The following is a 19170-nucleotide window of genomic DNA, read 5'->3' as shown; positions in this document are numbered from 1 at the left end:
TCCCCGCCCAAGCGCGAAACGCCGCCACCGCAAGGTGACGAACGGGCCGTGGGCGGCTCCACGACCCGATCGATTTCACATCAGCTTGTCGAGCGTCAGCGGCAGATCGCGAATGCGCCTGCCGGTGGCGTTGAACACCGCATTGGCGACCGCGGCGCCGACCCCGGTGATGCCGATCTCGCCGATTCCGCGGGCGCCCATCGGGGCGCGCGGATCGGGAATGTCGGTCCAGATCACGTCGATCTCCGGCACGTCGAGATGCACCGGGACGTGATAGTCGGACAGACTCGGATTCATCACCCGGCCCCTGCGCTCGTCGAACTGTGTCTCCTCCATCAGCGCTAAGCCGAGCCCCATGATGATGCCGCCGCGGAACTGGCTCGCTGCGGTCTTCGGATTGAGGATGCGGCCGCAATCGTAAGATCCGAGGAAGCGCCGCACGCGGGTTTCGCCGGTGACGCTGTTGACGCCGACCTCGCAGAACAGCGCCCCGAACGAATGCATCGACCAGTGCATGGTTTCGAGCGGCGCCGAGGCGGTGCCTTCGGCCGCCACATGATCGCGGCCCGATCGCGTCAGGATCGATACGTAGCTTTCGTGGCGCGATGGATCGTCGAGCTTGGCGAGGCCGCCGTTCACGGTGCCGACTTCGTCGGCGCTGAGGCCGGCGAGCGGCGAGTCGTTGCCGGCCAGCTTGAGCAGCTCCTCGATCAGCACATGATGCGCCGCGATCACCGAGGCACCGATCGATGCCGTCTGCTGCGAGCCGCCGGCCAGCACCGCGCCGGGCAGTGTCGAGTCGCCATACGCAAACGTCACCTGATCACGCGACAGGCCGAGCCGCTCGGCCACCACCTGAGTATGCGCGGTCGCGGTGCCCATGCCCATCTCGTGCGCGGCGATCTCGACCTTGACGGTGCCGTCGCGGCTCAGGGTGATACGCGCCGCACCGCCAGGCATGCGGTGATACGGATAGGTCGCGGTGGCGCAGCCCAGGCCGACCAGCCACTCGCCATCGCGCACGCTGGCGGCGGTCGGGTTGCGCTGCGACCAGCCGAACCGCTCCGCACCGGCACGCCAGGCTTCGGCGATGTGCCGGGACGAGAACGGCGTCCCCTTCAGTGGATCCTGGTCCGGCTGGTTCAGGATGCGGAGCTCGACCGGATCGATGCCGAGCGCCACCGCCATCTCGTCGATCGCCGATTCCATCGCGAAGGTGCCGACCGACTCGCCCGGCGCCCGCATGAAGGTATTGGCCAGCATGTCGAGGTGGACGGTTTCGACATCGAGCTTGATGTTCGGCGAGGCGTAACTACTCATCGTCGGCAGGATGAACGGCTCGGGGAACGCGTTCTGTCGTGAGGTCGGGGCGATGCCGGTATGGATCAGCGAGACGAAGCGACCGTCTGGCTCGGCGCCGATGGCGAAGCGTTGTTCGGTGAGCGTCCGGCCGCCGATCATCCGGTACACGCCCTCGCGCGACAATGCGATGCGTACCGGCCGGCCGGCGAGCTTGGCCGCCGCCGCGCCGAGCACCTGATGCTGCCACAGACATTTTCCGCCGAAGCCGCCGCCGACGAATGGCGAGGTGACGTGGACCTGCTCCTCGGCGATGCCGAAGATGTCCCCGAGCGACCACGCCGTGTGCTGCACGGCCTGTGAAGCATCGTGCACGATCAGTTTATCTCCCTCCCACACCACCGTGGCGGCGTGCGGCTCGATCGCGTTGTGATTGTGCCGCGGCGTCGTATAGCGGCAATCGACCCGGACCGGCGCTTTGGCGAGCGCCGCTTCGGCGTCGCCCTTCTCGGCCTTGAGCGGCTGTCCCATGAACAGACCGGGCTCGGTGCCCTTCGCCTTCGCGGTGCCAAAGCTGGTCACCGCGGGCTCGGCCTCGTAAGTCGCTCTGATCAGCGAGACCGCGTAGTCGGCCTGCTCCTGCGTGTCCGCCAACACAACGGCGATCGGTTGACCGTTCCAATGGATGCGGTCGTCCTGCATGATCGGCAGATTGTCGCCGCCATCGGCCTTCTCGGCCGTCATGAACAGCGGCATCGGCTTCATCCGCGGTGCATTACGATAAGTCATCACCAGCGCCACACCGGGCGCGGCCTCGGCCTGCGCGGTGTCGAGCGTCGCGATCCGACCCTTCGGCACGGTGCTGAACCTCAGCGCGGCGTACAGCATGCCGTCGAGCGCGAACTCCGCCGCGAACGGCGCGGCGCCCCGCACCTTCAGCGGACCGTCGACCCGCGGGATCGACGCGCCGATCGAACCGTGCTTGGCGCGGATCAAGGGATCTGGATCGCCGCCCGGCATCCAGCTATCGGGCGCGAGCGCGACCGCCTTCTCCATCACGTCCTGCACGGCGCCGCGCACCGCCTGTTTGGCTTCATCCATGATGCTCATCGGGCATCTCCTGCGAGTTCGCCGAGAACGGCAGTGATCGTTCGCTTGGCCAGTTCGATCTTGAAGGCGTTGTCGCGCAGCGGCACCGCAGCGGCGAGCTCCGCTTCGGCCGCGGCACGGAACGCCTCCGCCGAAGCCTCTCGACCACGGAGCGCCTGCTCGGCCTTCAGCGCCCGCCACGGCTTATGGGCGACACCCCCGAGCGCCAGCCGGACGTCCTTCACTTTTCCGCCTTCGGCCTCGAGCGCAGCGGCGACCGAGACCAGCGCGAACGCGTAGCTGGAACGATCGCGCACTTTCCGATAGGCCGAGCGCGCTGCGATCGGCTGCGCCGGCAGCTCGATCGCAGTGATCAGTTCGCCGGGCTGCAGGCTTGTCTCCTGATCCGGACGGTCGCCCGGCAGGCGATGCAAGTCGCCCAACGGCAGCACGCGCGTCCCGTTGCGACCTTCGAGATGCACCACCGCGTCCAGCGCGGCGAGCGCCACGCACATGTCCGACGGATGCGTCGCGACGCACGCCTCCGATGCGCCGAGGATCGCGTGGTTGCGATTGAAGCCGTCGATCGCGTCGCAGCCCTGGCCCGGCTGACGCTTGTTACAGCGCGAGCCGGCGTCGTCGTAAAAGTAAGGACAACGTGTCCGCTGCAGCAGGTTGCCGCCGACCGTCGCCATGTTGCGGATCTGCGCCGAGGCGCCCGCCAAAATGGCACGCGACAACATCGGATAGCGCCGGCGCACCGCGCGATGCTCGGCGAGCGTCGTGTTGCGCACCGCCGCGCCGATGATGAGGCCGCCGTCGTCACGCTCGGCGATCTCCGCCGGCAGTCCGGTGATATCCACCAACGCCGCCGGGTGCTCGATCGTCTCGCGCATCAGGTCGACCAGATTGGTGCCGCCACCGAGAAACTTGGCCTGCGCAGCGGCGCCGAGCCGCACGGCTTCGGCAACGTTGCCGGCGCGGGAGTAATCGAAAGGAGTCATTCCGCTGCCTCCGCATAGCTGTCGCGGATCGCCGCGATGATGCCGTTGTGTGCGCCGCAGCGGCACAGATTGCCGCTCATGCGTTCGCGGATCTCGTCGTCGGTCGGCGCGACATGCTCCTGCGCAAGATCGCGGGTGACGTGGCTCGGCACGCCGCGCTGCAGCTCGGCCGCCATGCCGACCGCCGAGCAGATCTGCCCCGGCGTGCAGTAGCCGCACTGGAAGCCGTCGTGGTCGATGAAGGCCTGCTGCAGAGGATGCAGTCCCTCCCCGCTCGCGAGACCTTCGATGGTCGTGACGCTGCGCCCGGCGTGCTGCACGGCGAGCGACAGGCACGACACGATGCGTTCGCCATCGACCAGCACCGTGCAGGCGCCGCAGGCGCCTTGGTTGCAACCCTTCTTGGTGCCGTGCAGGTTCAGGGTCTCGCGCAGCAGATCGAGCAGCGAAACGCGCGGATCTGAGGGGACCGGACAGTCGACTCCATTGATGCGGATCGCCGCGATGGGCGCGGCAGTGCGATCAGCGGTCATAGGACCTCCTTCGGGACGGGATGAAGCAACGCGCAAGCGGTCGTGTTCGCGCGCACGTCTTGCGAGACGAAAATGTGCGAGACGGAAAATTCGAGAACCGCTGAGCGGTTGGTTGGTTCTGAGCGCTGGTTGTTTGGCCGAGGCCGCGTAGCCCGGCGGGGTTCGATATGAGATAACGAACCAGCAACTCCTTATACGGAACATTGTTCCGTTTATCAAGAGGTATTTTTGTGTCCGAAAAGCCGCCCCGGAAAGGCACGTCCGCGGCCCGCGCGCCGCGCCGGGTCCGGGCGGACGCGCAGCGCAATCTGAAGACGCTGCTCGACGCGGCGCTGGCGGTGTTCGCCACCTCGGGCGTCGATGCGCCGGTGCGCGAGATCGCCGAGAAGGCCGGCGTCGGGATCGCCACGCTGTATCGGCACTTCCCGCAGCGGTCGGATTTGATCGTCGCGGTGTTTCGCAACGGAGTCGATTGCTGTGCGGACGCGGCCGCGACGCTGGCCAAAGAGTATCCGCCGGTCGATGCGTTGTCGCAGTGGATGCAGCATTACGTCGATTTCGTCGCCACCAAGCGCGGTTTGGCTGCGGCGCTGTATTCCGGCAATCCGGCCTATGACAGCCTGCCGGCCTATTTCGAACAGCGGCTTCGCCCGGCGCTGCAATCCTTGCTGGATGCGGCCGGCGCCGCGGGCGAAGTGCGGCGCGACGTCGACCCGTTCGATCTGCTCAAGGCCGTCGCGCAGCTCTGCACCTCGGCGCCCGGCGGCGACCCCGCCCATACCAGGCGAATGGTCGCACTGCTGATCGACGGCCTGCGCTACGGGGCCGCGAGCGGCCGCAAGCCCGCCGCCGATTCGGCTTGATGGGCCCCGCCGACGACACGGCCCCGCCAACGACAACGGCCTCCGCAACAGGAGGCCGTTCGACGTTTGGTTGGCCGTCTTAATCGTCGTCGCGCTCAATGATCACGCGGCGGCGCGGCTCGTCGCGGTAGTGGCGTCGAACCACGACCGTCTCGTCAGGCTCCCGCTCGCGATAGACCCGTCGCTCGCGGACCACATAGTGGTCGTCGCGATCGTAATACGGACCGTGGCTGGTCCCGACGGTGACCCCTACCGGGCCGACGCCGATGCCGACCTCGTCGGCAGTGGCCGGCGTGATGACGGCGGCCGAGACAGCCGCCAGCGCGGCGGCGGTGATGGCAATCTGCTTGATCATCGTGTCGCTCCCATGCGTCAAAATGGCGATGCTGAGCCAATTCGTCGCAGGCCGCTTCGTTCCCAACGGAACGCCAGCGCACCCAAAGGATTGCGGGTCCCGGGACCTGCAACCAGCAGCGCTGGAGGAGACGATAGGAGCTGAGGATGATGGGATCTAACGATGACGGGATCTGAGGATGGTGGGCGCGACAGGGATCGAACCTGTGACCCCCTCGATGTCAACGAGGTGCTCTCCCGCTGAGCTACGCGCCCTCAGATCGTCTTCACGGGTGGCGTCCCTATATCGGCTCCGGGCCGGTCAGGCAAGGACACCAAAGCAGGATTTCGACGCCAATCTCAGGCGGCGAGCATCTTATTCACTTCGCTGACCAATTCCCGCAGGTGCACGGGCTTGGCCAGGACCTTGGCGTTCTTCGGCGCATCCGAATCGGAATTCAGCGCCACCGCGGCGAATCCGGTGATGAACATGATCTTGATGTCGGGATCGAGCTCGGAGGCGCGGCGCGCCAGCTCGATTCCGTCCATCTCCGGCATCACGATGTCGGTCAGCAGCATTTCAAACGGCTCTTCGCGAAGCCGCTGATAGGCCGACATGCCGTTGTCGAACGAGGAAACCTGGAAGCCTGCGTTTTCCAACGCCTTCACCAGGAAGCGGCGCATGTCGTTGTCGTCTTCGGCGAGAAGGATCTTGTGCATGGTGACTGGAACTTCAAATCCGGGCGAGGAGAACCGATCGATCCACTTAGACCGAAGTCTGGTAAATTTCGGGTGAAATTCCCGCGGCCCATCGCGAGCAAGAGGTGTGGATAACCCTGCGCCCGATCGCATCCTGAATCAACAAATCAAGATCGGCACTTTTGCTCGGCCTCGGCGTTCTGCCTCCGCTTCTGGAAGGATTTTGCTTGGCAGCGCCGGCCCGATTGCCGACAATACCGCCCATCAAATCACCAGACGCGCTTTCGGCCAGACAGGAGAACGGCGAATCTGACAGGTGGCGGACAACGATGACCGAGTTCGACGGTGAGTTCTCCCCCGCCTTCGAGATTGCCGAACCGGCGATCTGGCGCGCGCCGATTATTTTCAACTCACCGCATTCCGGCTCGGTGTATCCGAACGCCTTCCTGAACGCCTCGCGGATCGATCTCGAAGCGCTGCAGCGCTCCGAAGATTCGTTCGTCGACGAGCTGATCGGCCACCTGATCCACGACGGGTTTCCGGTGGTGCGGGTGCATTTCCCGCGCTCCTATATCGACGTCAATCGCGAGCCTTACGAACTCGACCCGCGGATGTTCAACGGACGGCTGCCGAGCTTCGCCAACACCCGATCGATGCGGGTCGCCGGCGGCCTCGGGACGATCCCGCGCGTGGTCGGCGACGGCCAGGAGATCTATCACGAGCGCATTCCGATCGACGACGCGCTCGGCCGGATCGAGACGCTGTACAAGCCGTATCACCGTGCGCTGCGCCGGCTGATCAATCAGGCGCACCAGCAGTTCGGCTCGGTGATTCTAGTCGACTGCCATTCGATGCCGTCGGTCGGCATCTCGCGCGACGAGCCGAAGCGGCCGGACATCGTGATCGGCGATCGCTACGGCACCAGTTGCTCGCCGCTGATCGCCGCCGTGATCGAAGAGACGATGGCGGCGCGCGGCTATTCGACCGGCCGCAACAAGCCCTATGCGGGCGGCTTCATCACCGAGCATTACGGCAACCCGGGCACCGGGCTGCACACCGTCCAGGTCGAGCTCAATCGCGCGATCTATATGGACGAGCGGCTGCGATTGCGGAGCGACCGGTTCGACGCGGTGGCAGAGGATTTCGGCCGTCTCGCCGAGGGGCTCGCGGCGATTCCGCTCGACGACCTTCGCCCGTTCCAGGCCGCGGCTGAATAGCCGCTGCTGCCCGTTCCGATTTCCGGTGTGCTTCTCCCGAGACAATGCGGTGGATGCCGGGAGATCCGAGGAGCCCAAGACAGAAAAAAGGGCCGCTTGCGATGGCAAGCGGCCCAAGTCTAGGGAGGAAACGCCCAAGGAGGGCAGCGATAGCGCGAGGCGCTACCGCACCGCAACAATATGCGGCCGCGCCGCACAAAAAGCAAGTGTTTTTGGGCGTTTCTTCATGCAAAAAACGCATGTCTGAGCATCGCCTGCGCCGCGAAACTGCGGAGATTTTTTGAGCCAGATCAATGAGATGGAACGCTCGCGACCAAAGGACGCGAGGCCGTTCCGTGGCCTTGTTCCCGCCCGGTTCCTCGTCCTTCCGCGACGCAATCAAAGCTGTGCGTCCGGCTTATTGCCGACGCGCGAAGCTATGGACCCAGACTCGCCCGCCATAATAAAGGAGGCGTAGGGTGGACGATCGCTCCGTGCGGATACGGTCGGTTCCATACCTCGCCCGCAACCCTCGCCTTAGGATCGCCCGTGACGGTCATCGATTTCGCCGCCTTTATCGGCCGCCTTGCGACCTCGTCGGGCGACACCATTCTGCCGTTCTTCCGCACCTCGCTGACGATCGACAACAAGCAGCCCGGTCGGGACTTCGATCCGGTGACCGAGGCCGACCGCGCCGCCGAGGCGGTGATGCGGCGGCTGATCAAGGCCAGCTTCCCTCAGCACGGCATCGTCGGCGAAGAGTTCGGCAACGAACGCGAAGACGCCGATTACGTCTGGGTGTTGGATCCGATCGATGGCACCAAATCGTTCATCGCGGGCTTTCCGGTGTGGGGCACGCTGATCGCGCTGCTGCACAAGGGAACCCCGGTGTTCGGGATGATGCACCAGCCGTTCATCGGCGAACGCTTTTCCGGCGACAACGCTTCGGCGAGCTACAAGGGCCCGTCCGGCGAGCGCAAGCTCGGGGTGCGGCGCTGTGCGGCAATCAAGGACGCGGTGCTGTTCACCACGTCGCCGCTGCTGATGAACGATGCCGACCGCGCGATCTTCGAGAAGGTGCAGGCCGGGGCACGGCTGACCCGCTACGGCGGCGACTGCTACTCCTATTGCATGCTCGCCGCCGGCCAGCTCGATCTGGTGATCGAGACCGAGCTGAAGCCCTACGACGTCGCCGCCCTGATTCCGATCATCACTGGCGCCGGCGGCATCATCACCACCTGGGACGGCCAGCCGGCACAGAACGGCGGCCGGATCGTCGCGGCCGGCGACAAGCGCGTGCATGAAGCCGCGATGAAGATCCTCAACGGCTGAGCCGAAAGCCGATCGTCCCTGGCGCGACGCGAGTTGCGCGCCAGGCGCATTGACCTCCGCCTCGCGCCGCCGTTGCCGGGTCTTGGCGGATCGGGCTAGCTGGCCCGATGACGGTTTCCTTCCTGTTCGTGATCGCCGCGGTGTTCGCCTTTGCCGGCTTCATCAAAGGCGTGATCGGCCTTGGCCTGCCGACGGTGTCGATCGGACTGCTGGCGATCGCAATGCCGCCGGCCCAGGCGGTCGCCATCGTGATCGTGCCGGCGATCGTCACCAACATCTGGCAGACCTTCGTCGGCAGCTATCTGCGCGACATCTTGCGCCGGCTGTGGCCGCTGCTGCTCGGCACCGTGATCGGCATCCGCCTCGGCGCCGGGCTGATGACCGGGCCTTACGCCCGCTACGGCGCGCTGGTGCTCGGCGTGCTGCTGGTGGCCTACGGGATTCTCGGCCTGAGCAAGCACCGTTTTCACCTCGCGCCGAACCGCGAGCGATGGGTCGGCGGCCCGGTCGGACTGATCACCGGGGTGATCTCGGCGGCGACCGGCGTCCAGGTGATTCCCTCGATGCCGTATCTGCAGGCGATCGGGATGGAGAAGGACGAGCTGGTGCAGGCGCTCGGCGTGTTCTTCACCACCGCGACGCTGGCGCTGGCCGTGAACCTGACCGACGCCGGGCTGCTGTCGACGGCCACCGCCCTGCCCGGCGTGATCGCAATGGTGGCGGCATTCGCCGGCATGTTCGCCGGCCAGGCGGTACGGACGCGGATGCACCCCGACACGTTCCGGCGCTGGTTCCTGATCGCCCTGATCGGGCTCGGCCTTTATCTCGCCGCCACCACGCTGGTGAAGCTGATCGGCTGACCGCCGCGCGGCCCGATCAGACGCGCGCCAAAGCCACCCGGATGCCGAGCGCGACGAACAGCGCGCCGAGGCCGCGGTTGATCCACTGCAGCACCGTGCCGGAGCGGCGCAACCGGTCGGCCGCACGCGCTGCGAACGCGGCGAGCGCCAGACAATACAGCGTGCCGTTGACCACGAAGATCAGCCCGAGCACGAGAAACGCCAGCGCCTTGTTCGGCGCATCGGCGGCGACGAATTGCGGCAGGAAGGCGAGAAAGAACAGCGCCACCTTGGGGTTCAGCACATTGGTGAGCACGCCCTGGCGGAACACCGCCGGCAGCGACAGCGCCGGAGCGGCGCCTGTGCTCGCGGCAAAATCGGCTGGCCCGGCCAGCAGCATCCGCATCCCGAGCCAGAGCAGATAGGCGGCGCCGACCAGCTTGAGCACGCCGAACGCCAGCGTCGAAGCCATCAGCAGCGCCGACAGGCCGGCAGCCGCGGCAGCGACGTGCACCAGGCAGCCGGTGCCGACACCGAGCGCGGCGGCCGCTCCGCCGCGCCAGCCGAATTGCAGGCCGCGGCCGACGATGTAGGCGGTGTCTGGCCCGGGCGTGACATTGAGTAGCAGTCCGGACGCGACGAACAGCCCAAAATCGTGAATGCCGAGCATCGCGGCTGCCCCTGTGTTGCGGCGGTTTCGGGCATCTCGGCCGCGAAATGCGCCGGCCGTCAAGTCCGCCACGGCGGCGCCGCATCGGTACGGCCGCTGACGCCAAAAAAACGCTTTGTTAAGCTGATCGAAACGTCGAACTGGCCTCCTCGCGGCCGGGGGCAGATGCGAGCAGACGGGATCGATCGATGACGGCAACTCACAATCGGCTGGCGCGCGCGGCAACGGCCGCACTGATCGGCGCAGCGTTGCTGCCGGCCGCGGCGACCGCACAGACCGCCGAGCGCAACAATCCGTTCGCGATCTTCGACCTGTTCACCGGCGCGCTGCCGGGCAACCGGCCCGCCGGCGCCGCGCCGCAGCCGGTCAACGCCCCAGCTCAGGCGCCGGTCGCAGCGCCGGTGCGCGCAACCACAGAATGGAGCGGTGAGGACGGCGCCTCAGGCCATCCACTGATGACCGCGGCGGCGATCCGGCAGGCCGCGGCGAATTCCGACAATTGCGTCGCCTCGATGTGGCCGGACGCCGCGCGCCGCGGCATCTCGCGCGAAAGCTTTGCGCGTTTCACCGCGGGCCTCAGCCCCGATTTGCGGCTGATGGACCTGATGGACTCCCAGCCGGAGTTCACCAAGTCGATCTGGGATTATCTCGACATCCTGGTGAACGACACCCGCCTCGCCAGGGGCCGCGAGATCCTGGCGCAGTACAAGCCGCAGTTCGACGCCGTCGAGCGCGCCTACGGCGTCGACCGCTACATCATCGCGTCGATCTGGGGCATCGAATCGAACTACTCGACCCAGATGGGCGATCGCTACGTGGTCAATTCGACCGCAACGCTGGCCTGCGTCGGCCGCCGCCAGAAGTACTTCAAGGACGAATTCCTCACCGCGCTGGAGATCCTGCATCGCGGCGATCTGCGGCCCGAGCAGCTTCGCGGCTCCTGGGCCGGCGCGTTCGGTCCGACCCAGTTCATGCCGACCGCGTTCAAGCGCTTCGCGGTCGACGCCGACGGCGACGGTCGCCGCGACGTCGTCGACAACCCCTACGACCTGATCGCCTCGACCGCCAACAACCTGAAGAAGGACGGCTGGCAGAGCGGCGAGACCTGGGGCTACGAAGTCGTGGTGCCGAAAGGCTTCAACTACATGCTGGCCGACCGCCGCCACAGCCAGTCGCTGGGGCAGTGGCAGCAGATGGGCCTGCAGCGCCCGACCGGACAGGCATTCCCGCGCCCGTCCGACAAGGCCTATCTGCTGGCGCCGGCCGGCGCCGACGGCCCCGGCTTCCTGATGCTCACCAATTTCCGGGTGATCATGAAGTACAATCCGGCAGAGGCCTACGCGCTGGCAATCGGCCATTTCGCCGACCGGCTGCGCGGCGGCGGCCCGTTCGTCCAGGACTGGCCGCGCCAGGAAAAGGCGCTGTCCCGCACCGAAAAGCTGGAATTGCAACAGCTCCTCGCCAGCCGCGGCTTCTACCGCGGCACCCCCGACGGCCAGTTCGGCAGCATGACCCGCGAAGCGCTGCGCAATTTCCAGGCCTCGATCGGCGCGCCCGCGGACGGGTTCGCAACCGGGGAGATGTTGGAGAGGTTGAGAGGAAGGTAGCTGGTGCTCCAACTTCACCGACGGCCGAGTGACTCTCGATTGACATCGACCTTTCTGCCGACGCATCTTCCGCCGCATGATCGTTCGTGCCACCGCTTCGAAATCGAAAAGCCGCGCTCCTTTAGGGGCCGGTGGCTTGCGCGCGCGATAGATCAGTTTCGCCTTCACGCATGCACCCAACCCCGCCGGTTTCGACGGGGTTTTTTGTTGCTGCTCCGTCTTCCGGTCCGCCAAGGAGATCGAAGATGGACACCTGCACCGACCAACCCGACCAAACGCCGCCGCGCGGGCTGTGGCTGCCGCTGATCACGCCGTTTCGCGACGGCGAGCTCGACGCCGCATCGCTGCGCCGGCTGATCGCGCACTACGCACGCGCCCCGCTCGACGGGATGATCCTAGGCGCCACCACCGGCGAAGGGCTGACGCTGGACGAAGACGAGCTCGAGCGCCTGGTGATGCTGAGCGCCGACGCGCTGGCGGCCGGCGGCCGCAAGCTGCCGGTGTATCTCGGCCTGTCCGGCAGCGACACGCGCAAGCTTACCAAGGCGCTGCAGCGGACCGCGCGCTGGCCGGTCGATGGCGTGCTGATCGCCTGCCCGTATTACACCCGCCCGTCGCAGCACGGGATGGTACTGCATTTCGAAGCCGCGGCCGACGCCACCACGCGGCCGATCCTGATCTACAACATCCCGTATCGCACCGGCGTCAATCTGCACAACGAGGCGATGCTGCGGCTCGCCGAGCGCGCCAGCATCGTCGGCGTCAAGGATTGCTGCGCCGATCCGGCGCAGACCGCGGAGCTGCTGCGGCTGCGGCCGCCGGGCTTTGCAGTGCTCACCGGCGAGGACGCGCTCGCTTTCGATGCGCTGAGCCGCGGCTGCGACGGCGCGATCCTGGCCTCCGCACATCTGGAGACCGAGGCGTTCGCCGCGATGATGTATCGGCTGCAGGCCGGCGACCGGCTCGGCGGGACGACCGAATGGCAACGGCTCGCCGACCTGCCGAAGCTGCTGTTCGCCGAGCCCTCGCCGGCGCCGATCAAGCATGCGCTGTGGCGGCGCGGGCTGATCGACAGCCCCGAGGTGCGGCTGCCGATGACGCCGGTCTCCGCGCCGCTCGCCGCCGCGCTCGACGCCCGGCTGTGGTCCGGCCGATCGGCGGCCTGAACGGCCCACGCACGGCCCGGCCGAAGCCCTTGACGGGCGAGGCCGGGACCGCCTTATGGAGCCAGCGAAAGCTGCCCGGTTGCGGCCCGAATCCGCTAGTATAGGGATCAGCTCCCGTACCGAACGGTAGCGATTGCGCAAGATCCGCATGTCCGACAAGCCGAGATCGTTTTTTGGCGTCTTCACCGAGCGCGGCCCGCTGGCCGTGCTGGCGGTCGCCGGCGTGCTGCTGGTCGGCATCGCCGCGCCGGCCTCGGCGCAGTTCTTCGATTTCGGCGGCGGCCCGCCGCAGCGCCAGCAGCAGCGTGGCGGCGGCGGTTTCGGCTGGTTCGGCAACGACGTGTTCCAGCCGTTCCATCAGAACCAGCCGCAGCGCCGGCCGGCACCGCGCGAGGACTATTCCAAAGCGCCGGGGCCGGAGAAGCGTGACACCGTGCCGGACCGCACCGTGCTGGTGCTCGGCGACTCGATGGCCGACTGGCTCGGCTACGGCCTGGAGCAGGCCTACACTGAGCAGCCCGAAATGGGCGTGGTGCGCAAATTCAAGACCATCTCCGGCCTGTTGCGCTACGCCCCGAAGGGCGAGCCGTCGGACTGGGTCGCCGCCGCCAAGGAGGTGATGGCCCAGGAGAACCCGGACGCGATCGTGGTGATGCTCGGCCTGTCCGACCGGATTCCGATCCGCGAGCAGGCGACGCCCGACAAGGACAAGAAGAAGGACGACAAGGCCGCCAAGCCCGGCGAGGAAGCCAAGCCGGACGACAAGGCCGCCGACAATGCGGCGGACGACGACGAGGACGACGACGATTCGCTGCGGATCATGACCGAGAAGGGCAAGCGCGCCGCGAGCGGCGTCGCCCAGTTCCGCGACGATCGCTGGTCGGAGCTGTATGCCAAGAAGATCGAAGAGCTGATCAACGTCCTCAAGGCCAAGAACGTCCCGATTCTGTGGGTCGGCCTGCCGGCGGTGCGCGGCACCAAGGCGACCTCGGACATGCAGTTTCTCAACGCGCTGTTCCGCGAAGGCGCCGCCAAGGCCGGCATCACTTATGTCGACGTCTGGGACGGCTTCGTCGACGAAGGCGGCCGCTACGTGCTGCAGGGCCCGGATTTCGAGGGCCAGATCCGCCGGCTGCGCTCCTATGACGGCGTGTATTTCACCAAGGCCGGCGCCCGCAAGCTGGCGCATTACGCCGAGCGCGAGATCGCCCGGCTGCTGGCGGCGCGCAGCGGACCGATCGCGCTGCCGACCGAGCCGGCGAGCCCCGAAGAGGCCAAGCCGCCGAGCGGCCCGGCGCCGCGCCCGGTGGCCGGTCCGATCCTGCCGCTGGTCGCCTCCTCGGTTTCGACCGACCGCCTGCTCGGCGGCCCCGGCACGCAGCCCGCTCCGGTCGATGCGCTGGTGGCGCGCACGCTGGTGAAGGGCGAACCGTTGTCCGCTCCCGCCGGCCGCGCCGACGACGACGTCTGGCCGCGCCGCGAAGTTTCGATCGAGAAGGCCCAGGAACCGCCGCCGCCGAAGGAGCCGCCGAAGCCGGAAGTCCCGGTGGCGAGCGCCAAACCGAGCAGCGGCTCGTCGGGCAACACCGCCGCATCGCCGCAGCAGCCGCAGCGCCGGGTCGCGCGCTCCGCCCCGCCACCGCCGCCGCCGACCGCATCCGGCTTCTTCGGATTCGGCGGCCAGCAGCAGCAGGGCCGCCGCGCCCCGCCGCCGAGCGCGTCGGGCTTCTTCTCGATCTTCCGCTGAGGCGCACGCCCCTGTCGTTGGTCATTCCGGGGCGCGCGCAGCGCGAGCCCGGAATCCATACGCCGCAGCGTTCATGATTTCGCGAGGCTGTAGCCATAAACGTCGCGACATAACCGCCACTTCGGCGGATATGGATTCCGGGCTCACGCGCTTTGCGCGTGCCCCGGAATGACGCCCAGTTAGTTCGTAGGATGGGTTGAGCGGAGCGAAACCCATCCTGCCGCGCGTCCCGCATGGGTTTCGCTCCGCTCAACCCATCCTGCAGGCTCTGCTACAAAATCAGCCCGCCATCGACCACCAGCGTCTGGCCGAGCACATAGGCCGACAGCGGCGAGGCGAGGAACAGCGCGGCGCCGGCCATGTCTTCGGGGGTGCCGAGGCGCTTCATCGGAATCCCTTCGATCGCGCCGGCGAGCCGCTTCGGATTGTCGGTGGTGACCTTGGTCATCTTGGTATCGACCAGGCCCGGCGCGATGCCGTTGACGCGGATGCCGTCCTCGGCCCACGCCTGCGCCAGCGTCCGGGTCAGGCCGTAAGCGCCGGTCTTGGAGGCGTTGTAGGCCGGGTTGCCCTTGGTGGCATGGAATGCCGCGGTCGACGACACGATGATCAGCTTGCCGGACGACGCTTTGAGCTGGGCGTGGAATTTCGACGCGCAGGCCATCAGGCTCATCAGATTGACTTCCATGACGTGGCGGAAGCCGTCCATCTCGAACTCGCCGCGGCGATAGATCACCGCGCCCTGCGCCAGCACCAGCACGTCGAGCTTTTGAATCGGCGGGGCGAACGCGTCGACCGCCTGCGCCTTGCCGACGTCGAGCTGGACGTAGGTCAGTCCATCGAAGTTGCTGCCGTCTTCGACGGCATAGTCCGATGGGGCCGCTCGCGTGCCGGTGACGCAGACTTCGGCGCCGCGGGTGCGGAACGCCTGTGCGATGCCGTTGCCGATGCCGCTCGAGCCGCCGACCACCAGAACCTGCTTGCCGCTGAAATCGAGATCGCTCACGCGCGTCCTCCTGTTTGTTTGTTGTTCGTCGTCTGCGCGACGTTTGACCTGTGTGTCGATCGATGTCAGCCTTGTCAATCGGAAGGCCGCGCGCCCGGCGCGCCGCACATTCCGCAACAAGAAACAACCGGAGGAAACCGATGTCGTACAAGCCCCTCAGCCGTTCCGTCAAAGGCCTGCGCGTTCTCGTCACGGGCGCTGCGAGCGGCATGGGCCGCGCCACCGCGCATGTGTTCGCCGACGAAGGCGCACGCGTCGCAGTCACTGACGTCACCCTGGCCGGCGCGCAGCCGGTCGCCGACGCCATCAAGGCGCGCGGCGGTGAGGCGACCGCGTTCGCGCTCGATGTCGGTGACGCCGAGGCGATCAAAAGCGGCGTCGAGCACATCGCGCAGACGCTGGGCGGGCTCGACATCGTCATCAACAACGCCGGCATCTCGGCGGCGCTGCCGATCGATGATGCGAACTACGAGGCGGTGTGGGAGCGCGCGCTGAATATTCTGCTCACCGCGCATCCCCGCGTGATCCGCGCCGCGCTGCCGCATTTGCGCAAATCGCAGAGCCCGCGCATCGTCAACATCGCCTCCACCGAAGCGCTCGGCGCCACCGCGCCGCACAGCCCGTATTCGGCGGCCAAAGCCGGCGTCACCGGATTGACACGCTCGCTCGCGGTCGAGCTCGGCCCCGAAGGCATCACCGTCAACTGCATCTGCCCCGGCCCGATCACCACCGGCATGACCGACCGCATCAGCGCCGAGCACAAGCAGAAATACGCCCGCCGCCGCACCGCTTTGCACCGCTACGGCGACCCGGAAGAAGTCGCCCACATGACACTGAGCCTGTGCCTGCCCGCCGCCTCGTTCATCACCGGCGCGGTGATCCCGGTCGACGGCGGGTTGATGGCACGGAATGCGTGAGGGGATACGCGAGACCGCGTTCCTCGCCCCCCCGCACCGTCGTTCCGGGGCGCGTAGCACAGCTACGCGAACCCGGAACCCCGAAGCGTTATGCGGCCCAGAGATTCCGGGTTCACGCAGCTTCGCTGCGTGCCCCGGAATGACTCGTGGATAGTTTGTACCTGATAGCGCCGCCATAGCGTCGCCCCACCCTCAACCGTCATCCCCGCGCAGGCGGGGATCCAGTATTCACGAGCGGTCACGTCAGGGCACCCCATCACAGCAACGCTCTGCAACCGGATCGCCCGATCACGTCGGGCGATGCCGCATCAGCGCGGCGCAAGCGCACGGCCTCCCCACATTCTCCGATCCACACTGTCAAACAGCCACGGCCAATCGCTCTCGCGGCTCGATGAGCCCGAGTTGTGCGCCCGTCGCTATCGCAGCGAGGGGCGGGGGCGCGCCGTGCGGCGCTAAGGGTGGATCTTGTCGCGAGGGCTTGCGATCCCTCGCGCAACGCCTCACGGCGCGCCCACCGCGGCGATCTTTGGGCCGAAGGACCGTTCTTCCGGGACACAGCGAGTTTGCGGGCTTTCCCCGGCCTCCACTGTACCCGTCCAGCCTCTGAAGCGGCGGCCGCTCGTAGTAGCGGCGGACGGTGACCCTCGGCCTCCCGGGTCACGTGGCTGCGAACCACGCGACGCAGGACGCCGCCCCTCTCCCCGCCTCAAGACGCCTCCGGAGGCGCCCCTCGATGGGAGAGGTGATGTGTATTTATTCCTATTCGACATACTTGTCAACGTTGATTTTTGCCCCTTGGCGGCAGGCGCATTTCCACTGCGCGTTTTGAGCCCGGTCGACGGCGGCCTGATGGCGAGGAATGCGTGAGGGCTATCCGCTAAGGGTAGTTCGGGCGATTAGTCGTCCGCGCCGCGACTCTCCCTGCACCGTCGTTCCGGGGCGCTCGCAACGCGAGCGAACCCGGAACCCCGAGCTGATAGCAAAGAGATTCCGGGTTCGCGTCCTTACGGTCGCGCCCCGGAATGACGCGTGGTGAGTTCGCCCCGCACGGCATGGCGGGGCTTGACCCGGCCATCCATCGTTCTTCGTCCTAGGCGATTTCGATGATGCCGCGCTTGCGCGCGCGAATGGATGCGCGGGTCTTCGCTGCGCCGGAGCGGCTACGGCCGCGCAGGCGGGTCGAGCCCGCGCATGGCGCCTGTGTGAGTGATCGTCTGTAGGATGGGTTGAGCAACGCGAAACCCATCGCTGCGCGGCCAGGCGGTGATGGGTTTCGCTGCGCTCTACCCATCCTACGGCGCTGCTACGCGCCGCTTACCGCGGCAGGGTCGTCGCGCCCATCAGGAAGCGGTCGATCGCCTGGGCGCAGAGGCGGCCTTCGCGGATCGCCCAGACCACCAGCGACTGGCCGCGGCGCATGTCGCCGGCGGCGAACACCTTGTCGACCGAAGTGGTGAAGTGCGACAGGTCGGCGGCGACGTTGCCGCGCGGGTCGAGCGCGACGCCGAGCTGGGTCAGCAGACCTTCCTTGACCGGCGAGACGAAGCCCATCGCCAGCAGCACGAGGTCGGCTTCGAGCACGAATTCGGTGCCGGGGATCGGCTGGAACTTGGCGTCGACGCGGACGCAGTTCAGCTTCTTGACGACGCCGCCCTCGCCTTCGAACGACTGCGTCATCACGGCAAATTCGCGCAGCGCGCCTTCGGCCTGGCTCGACGAGGTGCGCATCTTCATCGGCCAGTTCGGCCAGGTCAGCGCCTTGTTCTCGCGCTCCGGCGGCGCCGGCATGATTTCGATCTGGGTCACCGACTTGGCGCCCTGACGGATCGAGGTGCCGATGCAGTCCGAGCCGGTGTCGCCGCCGCCGATCACCACCACGTTCTTGCCGGTGGCGAGGATGTCGGTGCCGTTCACGGCTTCGCCGGAGACGCGGCGGTTCTGCTGGGTGAGGAAGTCCATCGCGAAATGGATGCCGGCAAGCTCGCGGCCCGGGATCGGCAGATCGCGCGGCGCTTCGGCACCGCCGGTCAGCGCCACGGCGTCGTACTGCTTCAAGAGCTCGGCCGGATCGACCGCACCCGCAGCGCTGCCGCCAACTGGCGTGCCGTAGTGGAAGGTGACGCCTTCGGCTTCCATCTGAGCGACGCGGCGGTCGATCAGATTTTTCTCCATCTTGAAGTCCGGGATGCCGTAGCGCAGCAGGCCGCCGGCCTTGGCGAACTTCTCATAGACGTGGACGTCGTGACCGGCGCGTGCCAGCTGCTGGGCGCAGGCGAGGCCCGCCGGGCCGGCGCCGATGATGGCGACGCTCTGGCCGGTCTTGACCGCGGCGATTTCTGGCTTGACCCAGCCGTTGTCGAACGCGGTGTCGACGATGGCGCATTCGATCGTCTTGATGGTGACCGGGTTGTCGTCGATGTTCAGCGTGCACGACGCCTCGCACGGCGCCGGGCAGATCCGGCCGGTGAATTCCGGGAAGTTGTTGGTGGAGTGCAGGGTGCGGGAGGCTTCCTGCCAATAGCCGTTGTAAACTAGGTCGTTCCAGTCCGGGATCTGGTTGTTGACCGGGCAGCCGGTCGTGCCGGGCTGCGCCGAACCGGTGCCGTGGCAATACGGGATGCCGCAATTCATGCAGCGGGCGGCCTGGTCGCGCAGGTCTTTCTCGCTGAGCGGCACCACGAATTCGTTGTAGCCCTTGATCCGCTCGGCAACCGGCGCATAGGCGCGATCGTGCCGCTCGATTTCCAGAAACCCCGTGACCTTGCCCATCGAACTCTGACGCCTCGAATTCTTGTCTTCGACTTTGTGTCTTGGCACGCACTCTCCGTCATTGCGAGGAGCGAAGCGACGAAGCAATCCAGCTCAACGCA

At 67.0% G+C, this 19170-nt stretch carries 16 protein-coding genes and 1 tRNA gene; 8 read left to right on the top strand and 9 right to left on the bottom strand.

Annotation, left to right across the window (positions count from 1 at the left end; genetic code table 11):
• Positions 1-75: 75 nt before the first annotated feature.
• Genes M9H71_RS14860 through M9H71_RS14850 form a run of 3 tightly spaced genes read right to left on the bottom strand, consistent with a single transcriptional unit; the run spans position 76 to position 3925 of the window.
• The gene (locus tag M9H71_RS14860) at positions 76-2355 is read right to left on the bottom strand and encodes a xanthine dehydrogenase family protein molybdopterin-binding subunit (RefSeq protein WP_455405775.1); all 2280 of its coding nucleotides are present in this window, start codon (positions 2353-2355) and stop codon (positions 76-78) included.
• Between the two features lie 50 nt (positions 2356-2405).
• Positions 2406-3392, bottom strand: a complete 987-nt coding sequence (locus M9H71_RS14855; protein ID WP_455405737.1) for an FAD binding domain-containing protein — start codon at positions 3390-3392, stop codon at positions 2406-2408.
• A complete protein-coding gene (locus M9H71_RS14850; protein ID WP_455405736.1) occupies positions 3389-3925 on the bottom strand; it encodes a (2Fe-2S)-binding protein in 537 nt (178 codons plus the stop codon). The genes M9H71_RS14855 and M9H71_RS14850 overlap by 4 nt, the downstream gene beginning before the upstream one ends.
• A 230-nt stretch (positions 3926-4155) precedes the next feature.
• Between M9H71_RS14850 and M9H71_RS14845 the strand changes: the two genes are divergently transcribed.
• Positions 4156-4788, top strand: coding sequence for a TetR/AcrR family transcriptional regulator (locus tag M9H71_RS14845; RefSeq protein WP_455405735.1), 633 nt, complete (start codon positions 4156-4158; stop codon positions 4786-4788).
• Positions 4789-4867: 79 nt separating this feature from the next.
• Here M9H71_RS14845 and M9H71_RS14840 read toward each other — a convergent pair whose 3' ends face one another.
• The 3 genes from M9H71_RS14840 to cpdR form a co-directional block, all read right to left on the bottom strand.
• Entirely contained in the window at positions 4868-5143 is a 276-nt protein-coding gene (locus M9H71_RS14840; protein WP_455405734.1) for a hypothetical protein, read from the bottom strand.
• 179 nt (positions 5144-5322) lie between these two features.
• Positions 5323-5397, bottom strand: a tRNA-Val gene (locus tag M9H71_RS14835).
• An 84-nt stretch (positions 5398-5481) separates the two neighbouring features.
• Positions 5482-5841 carry a cell cycle two-component system response regulator CpdR gene (cpdR, locus tag M9H71_RS14830; protein WP_011156442.1) on the bottom strand — a complete coding sequence of 120 codons (360 nt, stop codon included), beginning with the start codon at positions 5839-5841 and terminating at the stop codon, positions 5482-5484.
• A 308-nt stretch (positions 5842-6149) separates the two neighbouring features.
• On the opposite strand from cpdR, the gene M9H71_RS14825 reads away from it, so the two are divergent.
• From M9H71_RS14825 to M9H71_RS14815, 3 genes are all read left to right on the top strand, one after another.
• A complete protein-coding gene (locus M9H71_RS14825; protein WP_455405733.1) occupies positions 6150-7037 on the top strand; it encodes an N-formylglutamate amidohydrolase in 888 nt (295 codons plus the stop codon).
• A gap of 528 nt (positions 7038-7565) precedes the next feature.
• Entirely contained in the window at positions 7566-8348 is a 783-nt protein-coding gene (gene hisN, locus M9H71_RS14820; protein ID WP_455405732.1) for a histidinol-phosphatase, read from the top strand.
• A gap of 107 nt (positions 8349-8455) precedes the next feature.
• A complete protein-coding gene (locus M9H71_RS14815) occupies positions 8456-9208 on the top strand; it encodes a sulfite exporter TauE/SafE family protein (RefSeq protein WP_455405731.1) in 753 nt (250 codons plus the stop codon).
• A gap of 16 nt (positions 9209-9224) precedes the next feature.
• Here M9H71_RS14815 and M9H71_RS14810 read toward each other — a convergent pair whose 3' ends face one another.
• Positions 9225-9857 carry a LysE family translocator gene (locus M9H71_RS14810; RefSeq protein ID WP_455405730.1) on the bottom strand — a complete coding sequence of 211 codons (633 nt, stop codon included), beginning with the start codon at positions 9855-9857 and terminating at the stop codon, positions 9225-9227.
• Positions 9858-10045: 188 nt separating this feature from the next.
• Between M9H71_RS14810 and M9H71_RS14805 the strand changes: the two genes are divergently transcribed.
• The 3 genes from M9H71_RS14805 to M9H71_RS14795 all read left to right on the top strand — a co-directional run bounded on the left by M9H71_RS14805 (position 10046) and on the right by M9H71_RS14795 (position 14377).
• Positions 10046-11464, top strand: coding sequence for a lytic murein transglycosylase (locus M9H71_RS14805; RefSeq protein ID WP_455405729.1), 1419 nt, complete (start codon positions 10046-10048; stop codon positions 11462-11464).
• A 245-nt stretch (positions 11465-11709) separates the two neighbouring features.
• A complete protein-coding gene (gene dapA / locus M9H71_RS14800) occupies positions 11710-12630 on the top strand; it encodes a 4-hydroxy-tetrahydrodipicolinate synthase (RefSeq protein WP_455405728.1) in 921 nt (306 codons plus the stop codon).
• A 148-nt stretch (positions 12631-12778) separates the two neighbouring features.
• Positions 12779-14377 (top strand): SGNH/GDSL hydrolase family protein, encoded by a 1599-nt coding sequence (locus M9H71_RS14795; protein ID WP_455405727.1) that lies wholly within the window; start codon positions 12779-12781, stop codon positions 14375-14377.
• A 271-nt stretch (positions 14378-14648) separates the two neighbouring features.
• Here M9H71_RS14795 and M9H71_RS14790 read toward each other — a convergent pair whose 3' ends face one another.
• Positions 14649-15383 (bottom strand): SDR family NAD(P)-dependent oxidoreductase, encoded by a 735-nt coding sequence (locus tag M9H71_RS14790; RefSeq protein ID WP_455405726.1) that lies wholly within the window; start codon positions 15381-15383, stop codon positions 14649-14651.
• Positions 15384-15523: 140 nt separating this feature from the next.
• Here M9H71_RS14790 and M9H71_RS14785 point away from each other — a divergent pair, with 140 nt between their 5' ends.
• On the top strand, positions 15524-16300 hold the full coding sequence (locus M9H71_RS14785; RefSeq protein ID WP_455405725.1) for an SDR family NAD(P)-dependent oxidoreductase: 777 nt from the start codon (positions 15524-15526) through the stop codon (positions 16298-16300).
• A 1314-nt stretch (positions 16301-17614) separates the two neighbouring features.
• Here M9H71_RS14785 and M9H71_RS14780 read toward each other — a convergent pair.
• Positions 17615-19069: a glutamate synthase subunit beta gene (locus M9H71_RS14780; RefSeq protein WP_455405724.1), complete on the bottom strand. Its 1455-nt coding sequence runs from the start codon at positions 19067-19069 to the stop codon at positions 17615-17617.
• Between the last annotated feature and the right edge of the window lie 101 nt (positions 19070-19170).

This window comes from Rhodopseudomonas parapalustris (genome assembly GCF_053772255.1).
Note: the sequence above shows the minus strand (reverse complement) of the source record. Positions and strands in the feature narration are given on the sequence as shown.

Coding starts and splice junctions, on each gene's coding strand:
- M9H71_RS14795 (WP_455405727.1), top strand. CDS start 12,779: ATGTCCGACAAGCCGAGATCGTTTTTTGGCGTCTTCACCGAGCGCGGC.
- M9H71_RS14860 (WP_455405775.1), bottom strand. CDS start 2,355: ATGGAGAAGGCGGTCGCGCTCGCGCCCGATAGCTGGATGCCGGGCGGC.
- M9H71_RS14780 (WP_455405724.1), bottom strand. CDS start 19,069: ATGGGCAAGGTCACGGGGTTTCTGGAAATCGAGCGGCACGATCGCGCC.
- M9H71_RS14810 (WP_455405730.1), bottom strand. CDS start 9,857: ATGCTCGGCATTCACGATTTTGGGCTGTTCGTCGCGTCCGGACTGCTA.
- M9H71_RS14815 (WP_455405731.1), top strand. CDS start 8,456: ATGACGGTTTCCTTCCTGTTCGTGATCGCCGCGGTGTTCGCCTTTGCC.
- cpdR (WP_011156442.1), bottom strand. CDS start 5,841: ATGCACAAGATCCTTCTCGCCGAAGACGACAACGACATGCGCCGCTTC.
- M9H71_RS14840 (WP_455405734.1), bottom strand. CDS start 5,143: ATGATCAAGCAGATTGCCATCACCGCCGCCGCGCTGGCGGCTGTCTCG.
- dapA (WP_455405728.1), top strand. CDS start 11,710: ATGGACACCTGCACCGACCAACCCGACCAAACGCCGCCGCGCGGGCTG.
- M9H71_RS14825 (WP_455405733.1), top strand. CDS start 6,150: ATGACCGAGTTCGACGGTGAGTTCTCCCCCGCCTTCGAGATTGCCGAA.
- M9H71_RS14850 (WP_455405736.1), bottom strand. CDS start 3,925: ATGACCGCTGATCGCACTGCCGCGCCCATCGCGGCGATCCGCATCAAT.
- M9H71_RS14785 (WP_455405725.1), top strand. CDS start 15,524: ATGTCGTACAAGCCCCTCAGCCGTTCCGTCAAAGGCCTGCGCGTTCTC.
- M9H71_RS14805 (WP_455405729.1), top strand. CDS start 10,046: ATGACGGCAACTCACAATCGGCTGGCGCGCGCGGCAACGGCCGCACTG.
- M9H71_RS14855 (WP_455405737.1), bottom strand. CDS start 3,392: ATGACTCCTTTCGATTACTCCCGCGCCGGCAACGTTGCCGAAGCCGTG.